Source organism: Planctomycetota bacterium (assembly GCA_035384565.1).
Classification (GTDB): domain Bacteria; phylum Planctomycetota; class PUPC01; order DSUN01; family DSUN01; genus DAOOIT01.
Window position 1 is genome coordinate 35,521 of record DAOOIT010000008.1, and the last position, 21,148, is coordinate 56,668.

At 69.3% G+C, this 21,148-nt stretch carries 11 protein-coding genes; 5 read left to right on the plus strand and 6 right to left on the minus strand.

The window, feature by feature from the left end:
- Window positions 1-141: 141 nt before the first annotated feature.
- The 4 genes from PLE19_04640 to PLE19_04655 are packed head-to-tail and all read right to left on the minus strand — an operon-like array spanning window position 142 to window position 10,716.
- Window positions 142-3,978 carry a hypothetical protein gene (locus PLE19_04640; GenBank protein HPD14210.1) on the minus strand — a complete coding sequence of 1,279 codons (3,837 nt, stop codon included), beginning with the start codon at window positions 3,976-3,978 and terminating at the stop codon, window positions 142-144.
- Window positions 3,975-6,620: a hypothetical protein gene (locus PLE19_04645; protein HPD14211.1), complete on the minus strand. Its 2,646-nt coding sequence runs from the start codon at window positions 6,618-6,620 to the stop codon at window positions 3,975-3,977. The genes PLE19_04640 and PLE19_04645 overlap by 4 nt, the downstream gene beginning before the upstream one ends.
- Window positions 6,617-8,698 (minus strand): beta-galactosidase, encoded by a 2,082-nt coding sequence (locus tag PLE19_04650; protein ID HPD14212.1) that lies wholly within the window; start codon window positions 8,696-8,698, stop codon window positions 6,617-6,619. The genes PLE19_04645 and PLE19_04650 overlap by 4 nt, the downstream gene beginning before the upstream one ends.
- The gene (locus PLE19_04655) at window positions 8,695-10,716 is read right to left on the minus strand and encodes a PQQ-binding-like beta-propeller repeat protein (GenBank protein ID HPD14213.1); all 2,022 of its coding nucleotides are present in this window, start codon (window positions 10,714-10,716) and stop codon (window positions 8,695-8,697) included. The genes PLE19_04650 and PLE19_04655 overlap by 4 nt, the downstream gene beginning before the upstream one ends.
- Window positions 10,717-10,918: 202 nt before the next feature.
- Between PLE19_04655 and PLE19_04660 the strand changes: the two genes are divergently transcribed.
- The 5 genes from PLE19_04660 to PLE19_04680 all read left to right on the plus strand — a co-directional run bounded on the left by PLE19_04660 (window position 10,919) and on the right by PLE19_04680 (window position 18,077).
- Window positions 10,919-11,848 carry an anti-sigma factor antagonist gene (locus PLE19_04660; protein HPD14214.1) on the plus strand — a complete coding sequence of 310 codons (930 nt, stop codon included), beginning with the start codon at window positions 10,919-10,921 and terminating at the stop codon, window positions 11,846-11,848.
- Between the two features lie 109 nt (window positions 11,849-11,957).
- The gene (locus PLE19_04665) at window positions 11,958-14,753 is read left to right on the plus strand and encodes a protein kinase (GenBank protein HPD14215.1); all 2,796 of its coding nucleotides are present in this window, start codon (window positions 11,958-11,960) and stop codon (window positions 14,751-14,753) included.
- 177 nt (window positions 14,754-14,930) lie between these two features.
- The gene (gene ilvN, locus PLE19_04670; protein HPD14216.1) at window positions 14,931-15,410 is read left to right on the plus strand and encodes an acetolactate synthase small subunit; all 480 of its coding nucleotides are present in this window, start codon (window positions 14,931-14,933) and stop codon (window positions 15,408-15,410) included.
- Window positions 15,411-15,506: 96 nt separating this feature from the next.
- A complete protein-coding gene (locus tag PLE19_04675; GenBank protein HPD14217.1) occupies window positions 15,507-16,610 on the plus strand; it encodes a hypothetical protein in 1,104 nt (367 codons plus the stop codon).
- 126 nt (window positions 16,611-16,736) lie between these two features.
- Window positions 16,737-18,077, plus strand: coding sequence for a S41 family peptidase (locus PLE19_04680; GenBank protein ID HPD14218.1), 1,341 nt, complete (start codon window positions 16,737-16,739; stop codon window positions 18,075-18,077).
- Window positions 18,078-18,125: 48 nt separating this feature from the next.
- Here PLE19_04680 and PLE19_04685 read toward each other — a convergent pair whose 3' ends face one another.
- Window positions 18,126-19,589 carry an FGGY-family carbohydrate kinase gene (locus PLE19_04685; protein ID HPD14219.1) on the minus strand — a complete coding sequence of 488 codons (1,464 nt, stop codon included), beginning with the start codon at window positions 19,587-19,589 and terminating at the stop codon, window positions 18,126-18,128.
- On the minus strand, window positions 19,586-21,094 hold the full coding sequence (xylB, locus tag PLE19_04690; GenBank protein HPD14220.1) for a xylulokinase: 1,509 nt from the start codon (window positions 21,092-21,094) through the stop codon (window positions 19,586-19,588). The genes PLE19_04685 and xylB overlap by 4 nt, the downstream gene beginning before the upstream one ends.
- Window positions 21,095-21,148 lie beyond the last annotated feature (54 nt).

The window sequence follows — 21,148 nt, forward strand, 5'->3', positions numbered from 1 at the left end:
TGTCGGGGAATCAGGCGTCTCCTAGCTTGGGGTCATTCCGTGTGCTTGAGTGGTGTTAGGTGTTGGGGGTAAGAGGAAGACGCAAGCAGGAAGCTCTCTCCTCCGTACCCCAACAGCTGACAACCAACACCTAACACCGTCCTACTGGGCGTTGCCCAGTCCGAACGTGAGCCCCTCGGTGATGGGGAACCCATAGTCGTCGCCGAGGCGGAAGTAGAAGGACCAACCCTCCCAACCGCCGATACTGCGGAGGAGGACGGTGTTCTCGCCCTTCTTGAGCGCGACCTTCGTCTTATCCTGGTCGGGCTCGGCAGCGCGGTAGAGGTTGCGTTCGAGGACCTTCTGGCCGTTGAGCCAGACGGCGAGGCACTGGTCGCTCCCCGTGTAGAGCGTGACCTCGCGATCGCGGTCCGAGACGATCCTGGTGTAGGCGAACGCGCACGCGCCGCGGGTGGGCGCCATCAGTTCCGCCAGGCTGACCGGCCCCGGTCCCATCGGCGGCTGGCCGGGCTTGAGCGCCCGCTGCCAGCGGATGGGCACCTCGACCTCTTTGCCGTCCACGCGGTTCATGCCCGCGTACGTCGCCTTGAGGTCAACTCCCTGCTCGGGTGACCATGTGGCCTTCACGCCGGCCCAGAGCCGCTCGTCGTCCTTCACGGCGAAGGGGCCGGCGACGTGCCAGTCATGGAGAAAAAAACCGCGGCCCTCCTTCGCGGCTGCGCCGAGCGCCTCCCGGGCGCGGCGGAGGCGCTCCTCCAGGCCATTGGGCACAGGGCCGTCAGCCAACGGGATTACGAATGCCCGCTTGCCGCCCACGGGCTGGAAGCCCGTGCCAGCCGCAGGCTTGCCGTTCAGCTCGACGCTAGGGGCCGAGCGCGGGCCGAAGACGAGCAGCGCCGTCGCCATGTCGGGCGTGTTCTGGTCACCCTTCACCGCGTAGTCCACAGTCAGCTTGTTCTGCTTCGGTTGGGCGATGACGCGGAGCATGCTCACGCGGCCATCCGCCGTGATGGTCATGCCGCCGGGGACGCTGAGCGACCAGAGGGTGGGCGAGGGAAGCGGGTTGAGGCCGGCGTAGGTGCCGCTGAGCGGCTCGGTCTGGAGGTAGGCCATGCGGCCCGGCTCGCAGGTGAGCACGGCGCCGTTCTTCTCCAGCCGCCCCGTCGTGCCCTGCTGGGTGAGGGTGCTGTCGCGGTCGAGGCCCTTCACCAGATAGGGCCACTTGCCGTTCACGACGCGGTAGGGGAAGCACTGGTCGGTGGGCACGCCCTTGTCGAAGAAGACCTGGTATTCGGGGCGGTAGCCGAACTCGAAAGTGTCGCTGCCGCTCTTGTGGAGGACGTGCAGGGTCTTCTTCTCGGCATCCCAGCGGGTCTTCGTCTCGATTCGGCGCAGGTGGCGCTGGAACGAGCGGAAGCTCTGTTCGGTCTCGTCGCTCACCTCGATGATGAAACCGCCGTAGGCCTGGTCAATCTCCTCCCACGACTTGCCCGACTTGGCGAGCGGCGTGGCTGACCTGTAGTTGTACTGCTGAATGAGGAGCGTGGGCTTGGCCTTGCCGCCGCCCTGAAGCTCCTCCTCGACGCCATCGGCGCTGATGACGACCTCGGCGTCGCGGCCGAGATCGGTCGAGGGCAGCGGGATGAGGCCGACCCAGCTCACGCCGTCCTTCAACGCGATTCGCTGCCCGGCCTTCACAGCCACGGGCAGCCTCTTGATCCGCTCGCCGTCAACGTAGAACTCCCAGGTTGGCGGCGGCTCGAAGGTGAAGAGGGCGATAGTGGTCTGGAGGCTCTTCACCTCGGGCGGCTCCTTGTCCTTCTCGCCCAGGCGGCAGAGCGGGCTGCTGAGGAGGACCATCTTGCTCTTGTGCTGAAGCGTAACCAGGCTGCCGCCCTGCATTGGCACGACGCCGCCGCCCTGGGTGAGGAGCTTCGTGGTGTTCATCCCGTAGCGGACGAGGAGGGTGCCGACCTCTTGGAGCTTCTCGACGGGCGTCTTCGTGCGCTGCCACTGGGCCATGACGGGCACGGAGCCGAAGCGGCCGACGTCGGTGCTCGCCAGGCCATAGTGCTTGCCGAGGTAGCAGCGCTTCCAGAGGGGCGTCTGGGCGAAGTGCCCCCAGTCCTTCTGCGTCACGGTCATCTCGTAGGGCAGCGGCTTCTCGTCCACCATGTTCGCCGCCCACTCTGGCGCCCAGGGGCCGTTGATGGTCTGGAGTGCAATGCGGCCTGCGGGCGCATCAAGATTGAACCGGGGCATGCCGAAGAGGTCCTTGTTGTCGGCGTCGTGCATCGCTCCTCTGCGGGAGAGGGTATGGATGATGTGCTCGAGCCCGCCCTGCGTGGCCCAGAGGAACGAGAGCCCGGTGCGGCCCGAGGTGTTGATGAAGCGCCGCAGGTTCGGGTGCCACGACGAGGTGAGTTCTTCGACGGACTTGGCGAGGATGCTCTGGCCCATCAGGCGATCGAGATGGGTCGGCCCGAAGTCGGCGAACATCTTCTGGCCGCTGAGTGTGATCGAGAAGTAGTAGTGGTCAATGGACTCCTGGGTCGTGCCGTCGTACCAGGCCCAGAGGCGGAGTGGGAGGTGTTCGAGGCCGTGGCGTCCGTCGGCCATCGCCCGCTCGGAGCCGATGATGTGGCCGCCGAGGAGTGCGCCCATCGCGGCCGTGTGGTTGAAGTTCATTGTCGAGATGACGTAGTTGTAGCCGTCGCGGAAGAAGCTCTTGCGGCCACGCCAGTCCTTCGTCGCCTTCCAGTAATCGTCGTTCTTCTGGCTCTGGGCGTGGAAGAACTGGTCGGTCGGGATGTCGGGCATGAGCCAGGCGTCCCAGTACTCGCGGATGCTGTCCAGCACGGGCTCGGGCAGCATGTCGCGGTAGAGATACCAGAGGAGCAGGTCGTCCTGGATGCCCCATCCCTGCCAGAAGCGGGGCGGGATGGAGAGGAGTTCGGCGACGACCTTCGCGTAGTCGGCGGGGTCGCCGGAGAGGAGCTTCTGGCGCCAGGCACCGATGCGGTCGCCCGGGTGGGTGGCCAGGTCGCTCACGCGCTGCCACTGCCAGTCGGGCATCCAGGCCGGTCTCGTGAAGGCGTGCTTAGCCGCCATCGCCTGGAGCTGTTCGGGCGAGGGCAGCATGGCGGTGGGCTTCGTGTCCCGAACATAGCTGTCCCAGGCCAGGAACATCGTGTCCGTGGCCTTGGGGAGTGTGCCTTCGGGCTTGTCGCCTGGGGCGAATGTCACGACGAGGCGGGCGTCCTTGAACGTCAGGCCGTGGCCGCCGGTGGGGTTGGCCCACTCGTAGGCGCTCCACCACTCGTCGTAGCGGAAGTCGTGGGTTTCGAGCTTCTTGAGGAGCAAGCCGCACTGCTCGATGAGGCGGAGGCGTTCGCCCAGGCTCTTGCCGTAGGCGGGGTCGTTGAGCACGCTCGTCACGTCGAGCCGTCCCTCGGGGCACTGGGTGGAAAGCTCGGCGGGGCCGAGGCGGGTCGGGAAGCGGTCCCTCCGCGCGTCGCCCGCACCGTACTTCGTCCAGTAGCCGCCGCCGGCCGCGAAGGCATTGAAGGTCGGCCCCGTCTTGGCGTCGGCCTTCCAGGGCAGGCGGAGCGGCCAGGCCACGATGTGCCACTGGGGCGGGTTCTCCTTCCACTTCTTCTCGCCGAGTCCGTAGCGGCAGATGTAGCCCTTGGGGCTGAGTTCGTAGCCCTCGTAGGTGAGGACAACCTCGGCCTTGGCGATCTTCTGGCCTTTGGCGGCCTCGGCCCAAAGTTTCTCCGCCGCGCCTGGGAAGCGCAGCAACACGGCCCGGTTCGCGGCGTCCACAGTGCGCGCCCCGGGGGCCGGCTTGTCCCAATCGGCCAGGAAGCGGCTGATGCCGGCCGACTCGAAGTTGCTCGTCACCAGTTCGGCCCCGCTGGCCGCCACAATCGCCAGGCTCAGGCAAGCCATCGCCGCGTGCCCCACAGCGCTGCTCATTTCCCAATCCTCTCATAGGCAGGGTAGGCAACCGACGTGCCGTCGGCGTAGTGCCAGATGGCGTCGGACCAGGTCCAGGGGCGGACGGTTTCGGCGGGAAGGTCCTTGTCGTCAATGCGGGTGGCGCCGCCGGCGACGGGAGAGTCCTTGGGTTTGGCCTTGAGCGCCACAGGTTCGCCCTGGCGGAGGTCGCGCAGCTCGATCCAATCGGGCGGTCGGTGCTGGCGGTAGAAGTCGCGGGCGAAGCGGCGCACGGGCGCGATCTCGGCCGCCTCTTTCTCCCAGGGGTTCGGCATGGGGAGGCCGTTGTAGAGCTGGTAGACCTTGTGGACAGCTTCGGCGGTCTTGGGCGGGGCGCCCCAGATGCTGGAGAAGCTGAACATCCAGAGGAAATGCTCATCGCCCTCGCCGACGAGATTGGTGAAACCGGCCTTCCAGCCGAGGGTGCACTCGCCGAAGTTCTTCATGCCGATGTGGTGCATGGTGCGGAACATCCGCCACCAGAAAGGCTGGCACGGCACAGCGCTGTCGGCCTCGCCGTTGAGCATGGGCGCGTAGTCCACACCCGACAGGCCGCCGAAGCCGCCGTCCATGAGGAGCCACCCGAAGCCCAGCCTGCGGCTCATGGCGAGCGTCGGCCACATGATGCGGTCCCACCAGCCCGTGGCCAAGCTCATGGGCGTCCACTGGTAGGGGGTGTTGACGGGCCACGAGCCGTCGCGCTGGCGGCGGACCCAGTGCGTGTTTTCGCGGAAGAGGGGGATGCCGCGCTCGGCGAGGAGGGTGGGCACGTCGGGATAGCGGCAGCAGTCGTAGCCGTAGTAGGCGCGGGCCGTGGGGATGCGGTCGCTGAGCGCGGTAGGCACAGCGGTCTTGACGAATTCGGGGCGGAACCAGAAGCCGGGGTTGAGCCCCGCGGCGCGCAGCTTGTCGCACATGGCCTTGATCTGGGGATTGCAGTCGTGGGTCTCGTCGAGACGATAGGCGTCGTCCACGGTGATCGGCACGGCGTGCCAGAACTCGTGGTAGTTGAAGAAGCCGTCGCACGGGGAGCCTTGCAGGGCCTTGGCCCATTTTTCGGCGTGGGGGGCGGGGCCGCCGTCGCCCTTCGCGCCCCAGTGGGTGCCGGTGACATTGGTCGCGGCCAGCGTGTCCTGCACGCCCATCCGCTCGGAGACGGCGGCGAGGGTTTCACACCGGGCGTTGAGGTAGCGCTGCGGCAGCGGCTGGGTCTTGTCGGCGGTGTAGAGGTACTCGACGGTGTCCACGGCGACCCGCTGGCCCGCCTGGCCGAGGTCCCAGGCGAGACTCGGCCACACGCCGTCGGCGCCCTGCTCGGGATAGCTGGCGGAGTTCTGCGAGGCGTGGTAGTAGAGGCTGCGGGCCGTGATGGTGAGCGAGCCGGCCGGCCAGTCGTAGAAGATGAGCGGCTGGGCCTGAAGGCAGTCCTGGCTCGGATGATACCCGCCGGCGCGGCGGGGCGGCTTGGGACCCTGGAAGTAGACCACGCGGTTACGGTCGCCCGAGAAGTCCACGATCTCGCGGCCCGGCTCGCGGAAGCCGGTGTTGTAGCTCGTGACTCCCTTGCGGGAGCCGCCCGGGCCGAAGCCGTTGTTGAGCATCACCTGGTAGCCATGCTTCCAGGCGCTGGGCACCTCGACCTCGATAAGGCGGGCGAGACCGTGGTAGCGGGTGCCGTGGCGGTCGCGCTCGATCGGCCACCAGGTCTCCCACACGCGCACGAAGACCCAGGCTCGATAGCCCATCATCGTGAGCGGCTGCCAGTAGTGGAACGTCACGCGGTCGCCCTCGGCCTGCGGCGGGAACCAGCGCGGTTGGGCGTCGTGGTGGTAGCGCTCGAGCGGCAGCGTCATCGGGTCGGTGATGTGAGGGTGGGCGGTGCCGGCTTGGGCATCGCGGTAGTCGGGGTTGACGGGCCGCGCGGGCGAGTGGGCGACGTCCTCGCTCGGCTCCACCTGCCTGGCCCCCTGGGGCGGGATGATGAGGGCGAGGCCGCGATTGTCGAAGCGCCCGATGTCGAGGCCGTTCCCAAAGTGCCGCGGGTAGAGCAGATGCTCGCCGTCCCGCGTCTTCCAGTCCACCGGGCGGAAGCGGTCGTAGACCAGTTCCTGGCCGTCGGGGAAGGTGACGCGGACCGGGTGGGCGAGGAGCGGCACGTCCTTGTGGTCGCCGAAGGAGAGTGAATCGCTGCGGTCGGCTTTCGACAGGTTGCCCGTGCGGGCGTCCCACGACCACGCCCGCAGGTCGGAGAGCTTGGCCGTGCCGACGGCTCGGGGCGTGACGGTGACCTCATTGCTCGGCGGCGTGAGGCGGCCGTCATTCAGCACGCCTACAACGGTGAAGCGGTACGTCTGGCCGTTGGTCAGTCCTGCCATGACGCAAGCTGGCTCTGTGAGAACGGGGCCATCGCCTTGAGGCCCTCGCACCCGCCAGCCGACGACCCGCTTGTCCTCGATCTGGGGATTCCACCGCAGGAACGCCTTGCCGTCGCCCGGGTCGGCCATCAGCGCCGTCGGCCCGAGGATGGGCAGCGGCGGCGGCCCCTGCGGCTTCGCCGCGGGCGGGCGAGGCAGGCAACTGGCCACGAACGCAACCGGGAGCAGCAGGAGGAGGCGTTTCATTGTGTGATCCTGAACACTCGGGCGCTCTTGCGGTCAATGTCAATCACCGACACGCCGGCCGACACGCGATACACTTCGCCTGCGCCTCCGATCTCGACGAGGCGGGCGGAGCGCATGCGGCGGAACGCGACAGCGGCATTCACCGCGCGGTCGTGGTGGTTGAGGAGGTAGAGCACCTTCGCTCCGGGGGTCCGATGGAGGACGGCCTCGACGAGGTTGTGCGGTTCCGCCTCGCCGGCCGTGCGCCGCCCCTCGCTGGAGTGCATGGTGGTGACGGGCGGGCACGAGGCCGCGACAACAGGCTGGCCGATCAGTTCAGCCACCAATGCTTTCACCTGGGCGACGACCTGAGGATCTTCCTTGCCCGGCTCGGCGGCGGCAGAGCCGCCCCACCAGATAACCTTGCCTTTGCCGAGCCTGCGGGGTCTGGCGGGCGGGCCGCCGAGGCCGAGGAAGTCGAGCGGCTGGCCCGCCAGGTTGACACGCGGCCAAGTGTGGCTGACGACGAGGACTCCGCCCTTGCGGACGTAGGCGGCCAGGAGCTTGACAGCGCTCTCCTCGATGAATGGCTCAGCGGCGAGCCAGACGAGCTTGTGCTCGGCGAGCTTTTCGGCGGCGTCCGAAATGTCCACGGCCGCGGCGTGGTAGCCGGCCTGGCCCGCGAGGCGGAAGAGGCCCTCGTATTCGGCGACGGCGGCGCCCGCCTTCTCGCCCCAGAGCACGGGCTCGCCCACGTGCAGGTCGTTGTCGGCGCACGGCATCGGGTCGCCCAGGTGGCTGTGCCACATGTAGGGGCGATAGTAGGCGATGGCGAAATCGCTCACGGGCTTCAGCGAGTTCCACTTCTTGAGGCCGCGCGCGACGGCGACGACGTTGCGGAGGGCCTCGTGGTTCTCGCGGCGGTGGCCCATGTGGCTCACGGGCGCGTCGCCCCACGAGTAGCGGTCGTGGAACATGAACCAACTGATCGCCTGGCAGCCGTTGGCCATCGCGGCCAGGCTCATGAACTCGGTGTGGTTGCGCGGCACGCGGTTGCCCTGGAGGTTGACGAACCACCAGCCGCCCATGAACTCGGCCGACCAGGTGACGGGGAGCGTGGCGTTCATCAGCTTGAGCACACGGGCCATCGAGGAGTAGCCGGAGTAGCTCAGCCAGGGGTTGCGGTAGAAGTCGTAGCCCACCAGGCCGCCGGTGCCCTCGGCGAAGCGGGCGAAGTTCGTCGGCACACCCTCGGGGCGGTGGGGGTTGATGTTGGTGTAGTAGCTCACACCGCGCAGGCCGCACTCCTCGTGCATCGCCCGCAGGGTCTTCAGGTACTCGGCCATCAGCCATTCCTTGAAGGCCACCCAGTCGAAGTACCAGCGGAGATTGGCTTCGACGCCCTCCAGCTTTCGCGGCGGCTCGACGTCCTCGAAGGAGGCCACGCGCTGCTTGTAGGGCAGCCTGTCGGGGGAGCCGTAGGTTCTTGCGAGCCACTGGTGATAGAGTCCGCCGCGCCCGACGACGCAGGGATTATAGTCGGCGCCGAAGAAGCTGTCGCGGACGATGTAGCTCACCTCGTTATCGAGGTTGCAGGTGGCGATGGGGCCGCGTTTCGCCGCGGTGAAGTCGCGGGCAACAGCATCCACCGCGGCGAACCAGATGCGCACCTCGTCGAGGTAGGCGGGGTGCAGATAGGACGGCTGCCAGCCCTCTTTGGCCTGGAGCATGTAACCGGGCGCGGGCGCGTTGTCGGCCTGCCAGACCATCATCCCCACGTCGCCTGTCACGATGCGGCGGGGGTGGCCGCCCCAGGCCATCTCGTTGCACACGAAGGGGCCGGGGCGATAGGCGAGCTTGAGCCCGACCTCCTTCACCAGCCCCAGGTAGCCGATCAGGTTGCGGCGCGGATCCGTCGAGCCGTCGAGGTCGAAGTGGCCCTTCTCCACCTCATGCACTTCCCAGGGCACGTAGCTCGAGATGCCGGGCAGCCCCGCATCGGCGGCGGCCTCGAGCACCCTGCGCCAGCACTGCGGATCGAGCCGCCAGTACTGTACTTCGGCAGCAAAGAGGTTGAAGGGTTTGGGCGGTCTGGTCACGGTTTCTCCTCGATGCACCACAGGTGGCCCGTCGTACGCACGTAGAGGCGACCGGCCACGGGGGCCGGTGAGGCCCAGATCGCCTCGCCAAGCTCGTTCTCCGTGAGCTTGCGGAAGGCCCGCTCCGCGGCGACCACGGTGGTCTTGCCCGAGACGTCGGGGAAGTAGACCGCGCCGCCGGCCGCGATGGGCGAGGCCATGCAGCCCCGGCCGTTGAGCTGCCGGCTCCAGAGCAGTTCCCCCGTCCTCGCGTCGAGACAGTGGGCGTCGCGGTGGGCTGAGACGACGAAGAGCAGGCCGTTGGAAAGCACGGGCGAGGCCACGAGTTGGCCCCGACACCTCAGTTCCGTCGCCCACACGGTCGGTTCCTGGCCGCCGCCCAGCTTCGAGAGGCTCAGGGCCTGCACCCGACGAGCGGTCGCGAGGAACACGGTGTCGCCATCGGAGACCGCGCTGGCGACTTGCTCGCTGTGGGTGGCAACCGGGTGGCGCCACACCTCCTGGCCCGACTTGATGTCCAGGGCGCGGAGGAGGTCCTCTTTGCCCACCCCGTCCCACGCCCAGACAAGCAGGAGCTTCCTGCCCTCAACCGTGGCGACCGCTGGCGTTCGGGCCTGGCCTTCGCCGCCCGGCCAGGGGCGAAGGCCCGCTGTCCACACGCGCCTGCCCGTCGCGGCGTCCAGTGCGGCGACGTAGGGCGCATCAGGTTGCGTGCCGGGGATGACAAGCAAGCCATCGCAGAGCAGCGGCGACGCGCCGACACCGTGCACGTCGTCGAACGGCACGTCTCGGCTTGTCCAGAGCATCTTCCCCGACAGATCGGTGCACATGGCGCCGGCGGAGCCGAACCAGGCGATCGCTCGTTCACCGTCGCTGACGGGGGTGGGCGTGGCCGGCGAGTTGCGGTAGCTCATGGGCGGCTGAGGCCCGTGAAGTCCCTCGCGGGTCCACTTGACGGCGCCCGTTTCGCGGTCGAGACAGATGACGGCCCTGGCCAGTTCCTTGCTCACGCCGAGGTAGTTGCGGGTGCTGAACCCCAGGGCACCTGCGAGAACCAGTAGCGCGGCGAGCCACCGCCCGCGTGGGTAGATGCTGGGGAGGCCACAGCCCAACAGGCTGAGCACAAACCACGCCACGCCGCAAATGGTGACGATCGTAGCAGGCGGCAGCATCCGGGCCAGCATGACGCCCCCGGTAACCGTCCCGGCGACAACCATGATTCCCAGGATGATCTGCAAGGACCCCGCCCGCCCTTGCCGCTGCTGCGTTTGGGGCTTGGACTGGCCTTCCAAGAGCACCAAGAGCAGCAGCCCCGCTGCGATGCCCAGTGGGATTGCGGCGGCGTGAAGCGTCGCCGACCCATAGCGGCCGGGCGTGCGCAGATCGAAGTACTCGGGCATCGGACGACCCAGGATGACGAACGAGGAGAACACCAGAGCGACGAAAACAAGCCCCAGCCGCATCTTGTCCCGGGCGGCCAGCGCGAAGCTGCTCAGAATCAAGGAGAGCGAGACCATGTTGGCGGTCAACAACCAGCTCTCCATACGTGCGTCCGTGGAGGGTTCGCCAGCGCCGAAGTCGAAGAAGGCTGCGGTGGCGCACCTGGCGAAGGCGCCCGCAGCGACGCAACAGAGAGCGGCGCCTGCGACCTGGCGTATCGTAGGCCCTGGGCGCCGCAGGAACGCCGCAAAGGCGAATGGCACGCTCCAGGCGAGAACGACAGCAGAGATGCCCCACCAGATGCAAAGCCGAACAACCCTGAGCGCTTCGCCCTCGGCGGCAGCATAGGCGGAGGCAACGAGCACGGAGTCGCCAACGACGATGGGCGAGGAGTGGCCCTTGCCACGGATGGGCGTCTTCCAGCGGATGCACTTCTCAGCGGACCACTGGGTGGGATAGTTGCCTGGCTCCGCGCGGCCCTCGCGCTCCAGGCCACGCCAGCCGGGCCATTCGCCGGCGACTGCGGGGCAGGCCCACACTGCCACGAGGAGCCCAACCAGAGCACAGAGTCGCAGCAAGGCAGCCCCATCACTCGAAACGCTGCGGAAACGACACCCGCCGCCACGGCCAACGGCACGGCATGATACCCGAACGCGCCCACTGAGGCAAGCGTTGCGATCCGCAGGGAACGCCGCTTGACACCCCCGAAGTCCGGATGTAATATGGCCGACGGCGTTTTTCGGGCGCGGGGCGCGCAGCCGAACCCCAGGGAGTGCATTGATGAGCACGCTGGATATTCAGGTCGAACCCCTTCAGGGCGTGGAGAAGGGCGTGGTCGTGCGTCTGGACGGGGCGCTCGACCAGCCGACGCGCGACGCCTTCCTGAGCAAGCTCAAGTCGGTCATCAGCGAAGGCAACACGCGATGTGTCCTGGACATGGAGCGCGTGACCTACGCCAACTCCACCGCCATTGGCGACCTGGTGATCCAGTTCGACCAGTTCCGCGACGCGGGCGGCGAGCTGGTCCTCGTGAACCCCCAGCATCGCGTGCTGGTGATCATCGAGATGGTGGGCGTGAACAGCGTGCTCCCCATCTTCAACACCCTGGAGGAAGCGCGGCAGCACTTGACCCGTCCGCAGGAACGCGCCGCGGCGCCGGCGCCCGAGAAGCGGCCGGCGGCAGAGGCGGCGCCCTCGGCCCCCGGCACCTTCCCGCTGCGGTCGGACTGCTCGACGTGCGGCGTGACGCTGGAGTTCGCGCAGGCCGGCCGCTTCCGCTGCCCGCACTGCGGGGCCGTCTACGGCGTGACACCGGCTGCGCAGGCCATCCCAGGCCGGCCGCGCACCGGCGCCCCCCTGGAACTCACCGTGCCGTGCCAGCCGCGCGTGCTCGAGGCCGTGCAGCGGCTCATCGCCAGCCTGCCCGCCTGGAGCGGCTACACGGACATCGAGCGGGCGCGCCTCGAGACCGCCATCGCCGAGGTCTGCACGGTCATTCATCAGAAGGCCTACGAGGGCAACAGCGACGGCACCATCCAGATGCTCGTGCTGTGCCACAAGGATGCCGTGGCCATCCGCCTAGCCGACCACGGCAAGACGCTCAGCCGCGCCGCCTTCCCCACGGCGGTGGACTACATGACCGAGTTCGAGCACCGCCCGCGTCCCGCCCGAGGCAACTACCTGAAGATGACCAAGCGGAGCGGCAGCTAGGGTCCGTCCAGGCCCCGGTTGATTTCCCGCCAGCCGGCTCGTATAGTTGAGATTGGGCCATGGCGGTGTTGCTCACGCGCATCCCTTGAGTACGAAGTGAGGCGGCCCGATGCCGAGCGCGCGGGACGAGGAGTTCATTCGGTTCGCCGTCGCCAGCGGCTACCTGACCGAGGACCAGGCGGGCCAGGCCCTGGCCACGCTCCGCGAGATCGAGGCCCTGGGCGGCTCGGCCGCCGCGCCCGACGTCCTCCTCAAGCGCGGGCTGCTCGACGAGCGCCAAGTCGCCCTCGTTCACCAGGCCATCGCGGCAAGCAAGGTCGCCACCAAAGTGCCGCGCGAGCTGGGCAGCTTCGAGCTCCTCGAGAAGATCGGCCAGGGCGGCATGGGCAGCGTCTTCAAGGCGCGCCAGAAGGAGCTCGGCCGGCTCGTCGCCCTCAAGGTCCTCTCGCCCCGGCTGGCGCGCAACGCCGACTTCGTCGCAGCCTTCCTCCGCGAGGCCCGGTCGGCCGGACGCCTGAGCCACCCCAACATCGTGTCGGCGATAGACGTGGGCGAGAGCCAGGGCTTCTACTACTTTGCCATGGAGTACGCCGAGGGCGACACGCTGGCGAAGCTGATCGCTCGGGAGGGGCCGCTGCCGGAGGCCCGCGCCCTCCAGATCGCGACCGATGTGGCCCGCGCCCTCGACCACGCCCACCAGAAGGGCCTGATCCACCGCGACATCAAGCCCGACAACATCCTCGTCACGCCCGACGGCCGCGTGCGCGTGACCGATTTCGGCCTGGCCAAGGCCATCGGCCAGGGCGCGCCCGACGGCACCGACGACGAGCGCTTCCTCGGCACCCCCGCCTACGTGGCGCCCGAACAGATCCGCTCCGAGCCCGGCATTGACTGCCGCGCCGACATCTTCTCCCTGGGCGTCACCCTCTTCCAGATGCTCACGGGCGAGCTGCCGTTCAAGGGCGCCAACCCAATGGCCATCGCCGCCGCCGTCGTGGCCGAGCCGCTGCCCCCCATCCGCAGCTTGCGGCCCGACGTCTCCGCCGCCACGGCACGCGTGGTCGAGAAGATGACCGCCAAGAACCCCGCCCAGCGTTACGCCACGCCGGCCGAGGTCGTCGCGGCCCTCGAAAGCGCGGCCGCGGCACCGCGTCCCCCGGCGCCCAAGCCGATCGCCCACAAACACGTGGCGCCCAGGCGGCACGCCTCGCACACCGCCACCCACATGGCCGTGGCCGGAGTCTTGCTCGTCCTCATCGCACTCGCCTTCGTCGTCCTGCGCTCGCAGCGCCGCAGGCCCCCCGGCGGCCAGGGCAGCGCACAGGAGAGCAACAGCAGCCTCGTGGTGTCCCCGCCGCCGGCCACCGGGACGCCTGCCGTGGACACGAGCCGGCGCGCGGCGGCGGACCGGCTCCTGCGCGACCTCCTCCGGGCGGTCGAACTCGCCGGCAAGTTCGAAGAGCAGAACCCGCGCGACCTCCTCGGGCTGGCCTCAAAGCTTCAGAACATCCTCGACGAGTTTCCGCCCGCGCGGCGCGCCGAGCTGCCGCGCGAGGGCCTGGACCTCCTGGAGCAGACCGAGACACGCCTCCAGCGCGTGCAGGAGCAGGCGGACAAGGCCGCCTCTGCCGACCTCCAGGACCGCATCCCCCGCGGCACCGCCCTGCTGGAGGAGGGCAAGATCAACGAGGCCCTCGCCCTGCTGGACGCCTTCCCCGCCTCCCTGCGCACCCGCGCCGCAGCCGCGCGGCTCCTCGAGCTCCAGGCCCAGTGGCGCGAGCGCGCCCTCGCCCTCTTCGACGCCCGCGACGCCCAGGGCAAAGACCTGATCGAGAAGGGCCAGCTCGACGAGGCCAAGGCCCTCTACGGCGCCTTCGCCTCCTGCGTGGTGCTCCAGATCGCCTCCCGAGCCAAGGAGGCCCTCACCGCGATTGACGAGGTGCACAGCAAGCGTCTGGTCGAGGCCCGGCGCGCGGCCAGGGCAACCTATGTGAAAGAGGCCAGAACCATCCTCGACCAGTTGGCGGCCCACCAGTTCCGCGAAGCCCGCACCCAGGTGGATGCTGCCGCCGTCAACCCGGCGCTGGCCTCGGTGCGCGAAGAGGTCAAGGACCTACAGCACCTGGTCCGCACCGTCACCGAGGTCTGGACCACCGCAGGCATCGGCCTCCGCAAGCTCAAGCCAGGGGAGAAGATCCGCCTCGGAGGCATCGGCGGCGATGTCGTGGAAGCGGACGAGGAGAAGCTCGTCATGAAGGTCAGTGAGCGCCTCACCATCGCCCGCCGCCTCAGCGACCTTCGTCCTGCCGACGTCCTCGAGTTCGCCCTGCGAGGCTACGGCGCCGCGGGTGCGCAGACGGAGGCCAAGCTTGCCCTCTTCCTCCTCGCCGAGCGCGACTATGAGGGCGCCCGCAAACGTCTCGCCGCCGCGCGCGCCGGCGGCGCCGACGTGGCCCGCGAGACCGCTCTCCTCGACCGTTTCTCGCCCAGGGACTGCGCGACCTGCAAAGGCGCCAAGAGCATCTCCTGCCCCGACTGCGACGGCAAGGGCATCGCCCGCGTGGAACGCCAGGACTGCGATCAATGCGGCGGCAAGGGCGGCGGCCGGTGCGGCTTCTGCCACGGAACCGGCTTCTTGCGATGCGCAAATTGCAATGGCACGGGCAGAGGGCCCCTTGGCCTGCCCTGCAACGAGTGCGGCGGAAACGGGCGGGTCAGGTGCTCGAAATGCAAGGGCGACGGCCACCTCGAATGCTCCAAGTGCAAGGGGACGGGCACCCTCGCCACCACCACGCCCTGCGCCCGCTGCAAAGGCGCCAAGAACATCACCTGCCCCGACTGCGGAGGCAAGGGGACCCTGCCCCCGCCCGACCTCACGTTGCCCACGACCGCCCCGGCCCCGTGACGCGCGCACGGCGTGCGCCTGCGGACACGCAGCCTCTCACGTGTTTTGACAGGGGGAGGGCTTCGCGCTAGGATAGTGATGGTGCAGAGCCAGGCGCGCAACAGCCGGCCTGCGCCAGCGAGGCGCTGGGTCCTTGGCCCTGCGCAGGCGGCGAGTTGCACCACGGAGACGCTCAGCGTGAAACACATCATCTCGGCGCTCGTGCAGAACGAGACGGGCGTGCTGGCACATATTTCCGGCCTGTTCGCCGGACGCGGCTTCAACATTGACAGCCTGACCGTGGGGGAGACCGAGGACCCCGCCGTCTCGCGCATGACCATCGTCGTCGAAGGTGACGAGCAGATTCTCGAACAGGTCGTCAAGCAGCTCCGCAAGGTCATCACCGTGCTCAAGGTGCAGGACTTCTCCGGGCGCGACTACGTCGAGCGCGACCTGATGCTGATCAAGATCAACGCCCCGTCGGGCCGCCGCGGCGAGATCATCGAGCTGGTCACGCTCTTCCGCGGCAGGGTGGTGGACGTGAGCCCGACGGAACTCATGGTCGAGCTCTCCGGCCCCGAGAAGAAGATCGAAGCTTTCGTCGCCCTCGTGCGGCCGTTCGGCATCAAGGAGCTCTGCCGTACGGGGCGCGTGGCCCTGGCTCGCGGCGTTCGCTGACCGCCACCGCGGCCGCGCAGCGAGAGTGAGGCGGGGACCTCACAGGAGGCGAGGATGCTTTCTCCGGGCAGATGCCGCCACAGATCCGGGCCGTTGGTGGCCATTCCGGGGCAGCGACAGCGCACGGCGCACTTCGCCAGCGAGGCCGAGGCCGGCCCGCCGCCGCTCCAGTCCCCCCCAAGGCCACAGGCGCGGCCCGCCGCGGCAGGGCTCAGCCCCCGCCACCAGAAGCTCGCGCTCTGGGCGGGCGGCGCGCTCGTGGTGCTCATCGTGCTGGTCATCCTCCTGGTGTCGCCCCAGCGCGCCCCGCTCGAACTCGTGCCCAAGGGCCAGACCCTCGCCCAGGTGGTGGACGTTCGCCGCTTCCTCAACAGCCCGCTCTACCAGATGCTCGCCGCGGCCAGCCACCCCCTGCTGGCCGCCATCGAAAGCAAGGAGGAGAAGCTGGGCATCAGCCTCCAGCGCGACGTGGCTACCATCATAGACACCGACGACAGCACGATCCTCCTGGGGCGCTTCCGGCCCGAGCGCCTCCGCGACTCCTTTGAGGAAGCCATCGAGGCGCGAGAGAAGGAGATCAACCGCAACCGCCAGGCCCCCGTGCGCCTGCTCATCCAGCAGGCCGAGGTCGAGGGCCACACCTACGCCTTCTGCAACCAGGAGGGCGTGGACTATGCCTTCGCCGCCGCCGGCTCGAGCGTGGTCTGCTTCGGCGACCGGTGGGGCGTGCGGCGGTTCCTGAAGGGCCGCGCCGGCGTGCGGGGACGGGCGCTCGACGACCCGGCCTTCGCCGCCGCCTTCTCGCCCGCGCTGGCGCGCCGAGCCTTCCTCTACCGCCTCGAAAAGCCGGGGGCCAAGATCGTCGCCTCGAAGCTCAAGGACCTCCTCGCCGAGGCCGGCGAAGGGCTTCAGGCCGCCTTCTTCGCCGCGACGGCCGCCGGCAGGAACATCGAGCTCACCATCCGCCTGGCCGCGCGCGATGCCAAGGCCGCCGAGAGGCTCGAAGCCCAGCTCGCCAAGGCCACGGTCCAGGTCGCACTGCGCAAGCTTCTCGGCACCGATGCCGAGGTCCGCATCACCAGGGCCGAAGCCATCGTCGTCCTCGAATCCCTCACGCCCCTCGACGGCTTCGAGGAGATCATCGAGAAGGACAAGAAAGGGCAGAGCGCGAACCTGCTCCTCACCCTGCTGGCGAGTTGAGCAGGGGCTCCCGGTTGCGGATGCCCGATCGCAGGTCGAAGACTGGACGGTGCGCTGCATCGCAAGTTCTCCTGTACCCGCCGCCCAGGCCCTGGTGGCTCCGTGAGTTCGAGGGGATTCGCCGCGATGGCCGAGCCAAGCAAGACGCCTGCCTCCCCTCCCCCCCCGCAGCATCTGCCCTTCCTCACCGTCGTGCTGCTCCTCCTGATCGCGCTCCATGCATTCCAGGGCCCGATCCGTTCGTGGGTCTCGGGGCGCTATCGCGCCCTGGCCGTCTTCGGCCGGGCGCTGGACGTATGCCTGGAGGAGTACGTCGAGCCGCGCCCAGCCTCCGAGCTCGTCCACAGCGCCGTCGAAGGAATGATCGAGGGCCTCCGGGACCGCCACAGCGCCTATCTCTCGCCGCCCGTGCATCGCCGGCTTCAGGAGAACGAGACCGACAAGTATGCCGGCCTCGGCGTTGTCATCGGTCTGACAAAGGACGAGAGGCTCGTCATCAACCAGGTCTTCGACGACTCGCCCGCCGCCCGGGCCGGCCTGCGCGCGGGCGACATCATCCTTTACGCCATCGAGCACGACCCCAACGGCCTCCGGGAGCCGGTCAAGCGCGACTTCAGCACCGTCAAGAACCTCAACCGCACCTCCAACATCCTCCGCGGGGAGAGGGGCAGCAAGGTCACCCTCGGCATCCGCAGGCCGCGCAAGCTGCCCGACCTCAAGGACGCGCCCAAGGCCAAGAACGGCGAGGAGTTCGAGGTCACGATGGTGCGAGGCGAGGTCACGCGGCCGGTCATCGAGTCGCGCCTCCTCGAGCCCGCCATCGGCTACCTGAGCCTGGGCGACTTCCCCGACGGCGCGAGCGAAAGGGTGGCCGACGGCCTGGCCGGCCTGCGCGCCAAGGGCGCACGCGGCTTCGTCTTCGACCTGCGCAACAACGACGGCGGCTTCCTCGACGAGGCCGTGCGCATCGCCGACCTCTTCCTCGCCGACGGCGTCATCGTTTCCACCCAGAACCGCAACCCCGACGAGAACCGAACCTACCACGCCACCCCCGGCGGCACGGCCGAGAACCTGCCATTCGTGGTGCTGGTGAACGCCTTCAGCGCCAGCGCCGCCGAAGTGCTCGCCGGCTGCCTCCAGGATCGCGGCCGTGCGAAACTCGTCGGCACCAGAACCTACGGCAAGGGGGCCGTCAGCAAGCGCTTCCCCCTCGGCGACGGCTCGGGTATCCTCCTGAGCACAGGCAAGTACATCCTCCCCAAGGGGCGCTCTATCGAGGGCACCGGGCTGGAGCCCGACCTCGTCGTCCAGCCCCTGCCTCCCGACGAGCGCGAGAAACTTCGCAAGACCCTCGAGCCGGGAGCCAGGCTACCAGACCCGCAACTCGACGCCGCCGTGAAGCTCCTGCGCGAGCAACTGGGCGAAGCGCCGCACGAGCCTCCCGTCCCGGCAGCCTCCGCCCCATAGACCCGCTCGTCACCCGCCGGCTGGACGCCCGCACCGCGGCCTCGGGCACTACGCGCCCGCCCCCGAATACTGCGCGGCACAGGCCGCCCGAAAGCGCCCGTACTTGTCATCGAGGTACGCTCGCAAGTCCGGCCGCGGCGTGAAGCTCCGCTCGAACCAGACCATGCGCCGAACCGCCTCACTGAGGGAACCCATCGCCGAGGCTGCCGCGAGAAGGGCCGCCCCCTTGGCCGAATGGGCATCCGCGGCGACCCGCAACGGGCGGCCGAGCACGTCGGCACGGAGTTGGAGCCAGACGCCGCTCGCCACGGCACCCCCTGAGGCGAAGAGGGGGTCGCAGACCGGCGCACCCAGCCCGGCCAGGATGTCATAGCCCCATCGCTCGACGAAGGCCACGGCCTCGAGATGCGCGGCATAAAGCTCCGCCTTGCTGCGCGCCTTGCCCTGCACGAAGCCCCGGGCGTCGGGGTCCACGAAGGGGAAGCGCTCGCCGCGTCGCGCGAGCGGATAGAGGAGGAGCGGGTTCGGCAGGTGAGCGCTCACCTTCGCGTCGAGAGCGGCGAGTCGGCTGCCCTTGAACCTCGCCTCGAGGCATTCGCCGCCGACGTTCGAGGCCGCGCCCGGCAGCCAATGCCCTTCGGGGTGTGCGTGGGAGTAGACGCGCCCAAGGGGGTCGCGCAGCAGGGTGCGGCTGACGCCGCGCAGCACGAGCGTGGTGCCCAGGGTCGAGCACCACTGGCCCACGTCGCAGGCGCCCGAGGCCAGGAAGCCGGCCGTGCCATCGGTTGCTCCCGCCACGGCGATGGCCAGGCGCGATAGCCCGGTCTTGTCGGCGGCCTGGGTGGTCAGCCGCGCGATCGGCTCCCCGGGCCGCACCACACGGGGCAGCTTGCCCAGCGGCACCCCCAGGTCGGCGAAGAAGGCGGGCCACCGGCCGTCGGCTACGTCGTAGCCCGTCTTGAGCACATTCGAGGTGTCGCTGACATCGTAGTGGCCGGTCAGGCGGCCCACCAGAAAATCGGCCGCATGGCAGATTCGGGCCGCTGCGGCGAACTTGCCCGGTCGGTGGCGCGCGAGCCAGAGAATCTTGGGCAGCGCAAAGCTGGCCGAGAAGCGCGAGCCGAACTTCTCGGTGTAGACCCTGGCGGTCTCGTTGATCTCCTGGGCCTCGTCGGCGGCCCGGCTGTCGCTGTACATGATGGCGGGTAGCAGCGGCTTGCCCGCGGCGTCGGCCAGCAGCACGGTGCCCGACGTGGAGCTGACCGCGATGCGCCCGAGGGCGTCGCGCCCGTACCCGGCGGCGCTGGCCTGCGCCGAGACGGCTTGTAGGCACTTGACGGCGGCGCGCCACCAGTCCTCCGGCTGCTGCTCGTGCCAGCCGGGCTTCGGCTCGCGCGGCCTGCGGGCGAAGGGCACGCTGGCCTCGGCCGCCACTCGGCCGTCGGCGGCGCAGGCCACGGCCCGCGCCCCCTGAGTTCCCACGTCGAGTCCGATGAACAGCTCCCCTGTCATGGCGGCCCCCCAACGGGCGATTGCCGAAAGGCATCCCTCAGCAGCGGATACAAGGAGCGGAAGAAGGCGTAGCGTTCGTCGTAGCGGGCCACGTTCTCGGCGATTGGGCCGACCATGCGGCCCACGCGGGCGATCCGGGCCGTGGCCTCCTGAAGGCTGGGAAAGACCCCCGTGCCCAGCCCGGCCAGGATGGCGGCGCCGCAGGCCGCGGGCTCGGCCGTCTGCACGGGCGCGAGCGATGCGCCCAGGACATCGGCCAGGACTTGCTGCCACACGAGGCTCTGCGCGCCGCCGCCGGCCGCGATGATCTGCCGGGCCGAGATTCCGATGGAGCGGAAGATCTCGAGCGAGTCGCGCAGGGCGAAGGCCACGCCCTCCATCACGGCGCGCACGAGGTGGCTGCGCTCGTGGCGGAGCGCCAGCCCGAAGAACACGCCCCGGGCGTGCGGGTCCATGTGCGGCGTGCGCTCGCCCAGGAGGTACGGCAGGAAGACCAGCCCTTCGGCCCCCGGCTCCGCCTGGGCGGCTGCCTCGGAGAACGCCGCATAGTCGAGGCCCAGGCCTCCGAAAACGCGGTCGCGCAGCCACCGCAGGCACAGCCCGGCGCTGAGCATGGCGCCCATGATGAACCAACGCCCCGGGGCCGCGTGGCAGAAGGTGTGGGTGCGAAGCTCGGGGTCATGGGATGGCTGGGCCAGCGGGGTGAAGAGCTGGCCGCCGGTGCCGATGGTGGCCAGGAGCGTGCCCGGCTCGATCACGCCGTTGCCCACGGCGCTCACGGGCTGGTCGCCCCCACCCGCCACCACGCACGCGTGAAGGGGGATGCCCGTGTCGCGGGAGGCGTGCCGCGTCACGGTGCCGCAGACCTCGTGTGACTCGCACACGCGCGGTAGCAGGTCGAGGCTCACGCCCACGGCTTGGGCCATCTCGGGCGACCAGCGTCGCCCGGCCACGTCGAAGAGCAGCGTGCTGGCGGCGTCGGTGACGTCGGTGCCCACGTGGCGGGTGAGGCGCAGGCGAATGTAGTCCTTGGGCAGCAACAGGGCGGCCGCGCGCTCGAGTGTCTCGGGCTCGTGACGGTGGAGCCAGCGAACCGTGGCGGCCATGAAGCCCGTGGCGATGGGATTGCCCGTGAGGCGGGCCAGGCGCTCGCGTCCCAGCTCGGCCACCAGTTCCGCCACTTCGGCGCCGCTGCGCCCGTCGGCCCAGATGATCGCGGGGCGGATGGGGAGCCCTTCGCGGTCAATGCATACGGTGCCGTGCATCTGGCCCGAGAGGCCCACGCCGGCGATCTCGGCCGCGGCAACACCGGCGCGGGCGATGGCCTCCTGCGTGGTCTGACACGTGGCGCGCCACCAGGCCTGCGGTTCCTGTTCGGCCCAGCCGACACGCGGCGTGAGGATCGGGTACTCCGCCTGGGCGACCGAACGAACGCGTCCCTCGTCGTCGAGGATGGCGCTCTTGACGCTCTGCGTGCCCAGGTCAATGCCGAGGAGAAAGGGCATGTGGGGCCTCCTGAGGCTCGTGCCGCTGTTACGCTATCGCAAGGCAAGCGAAAG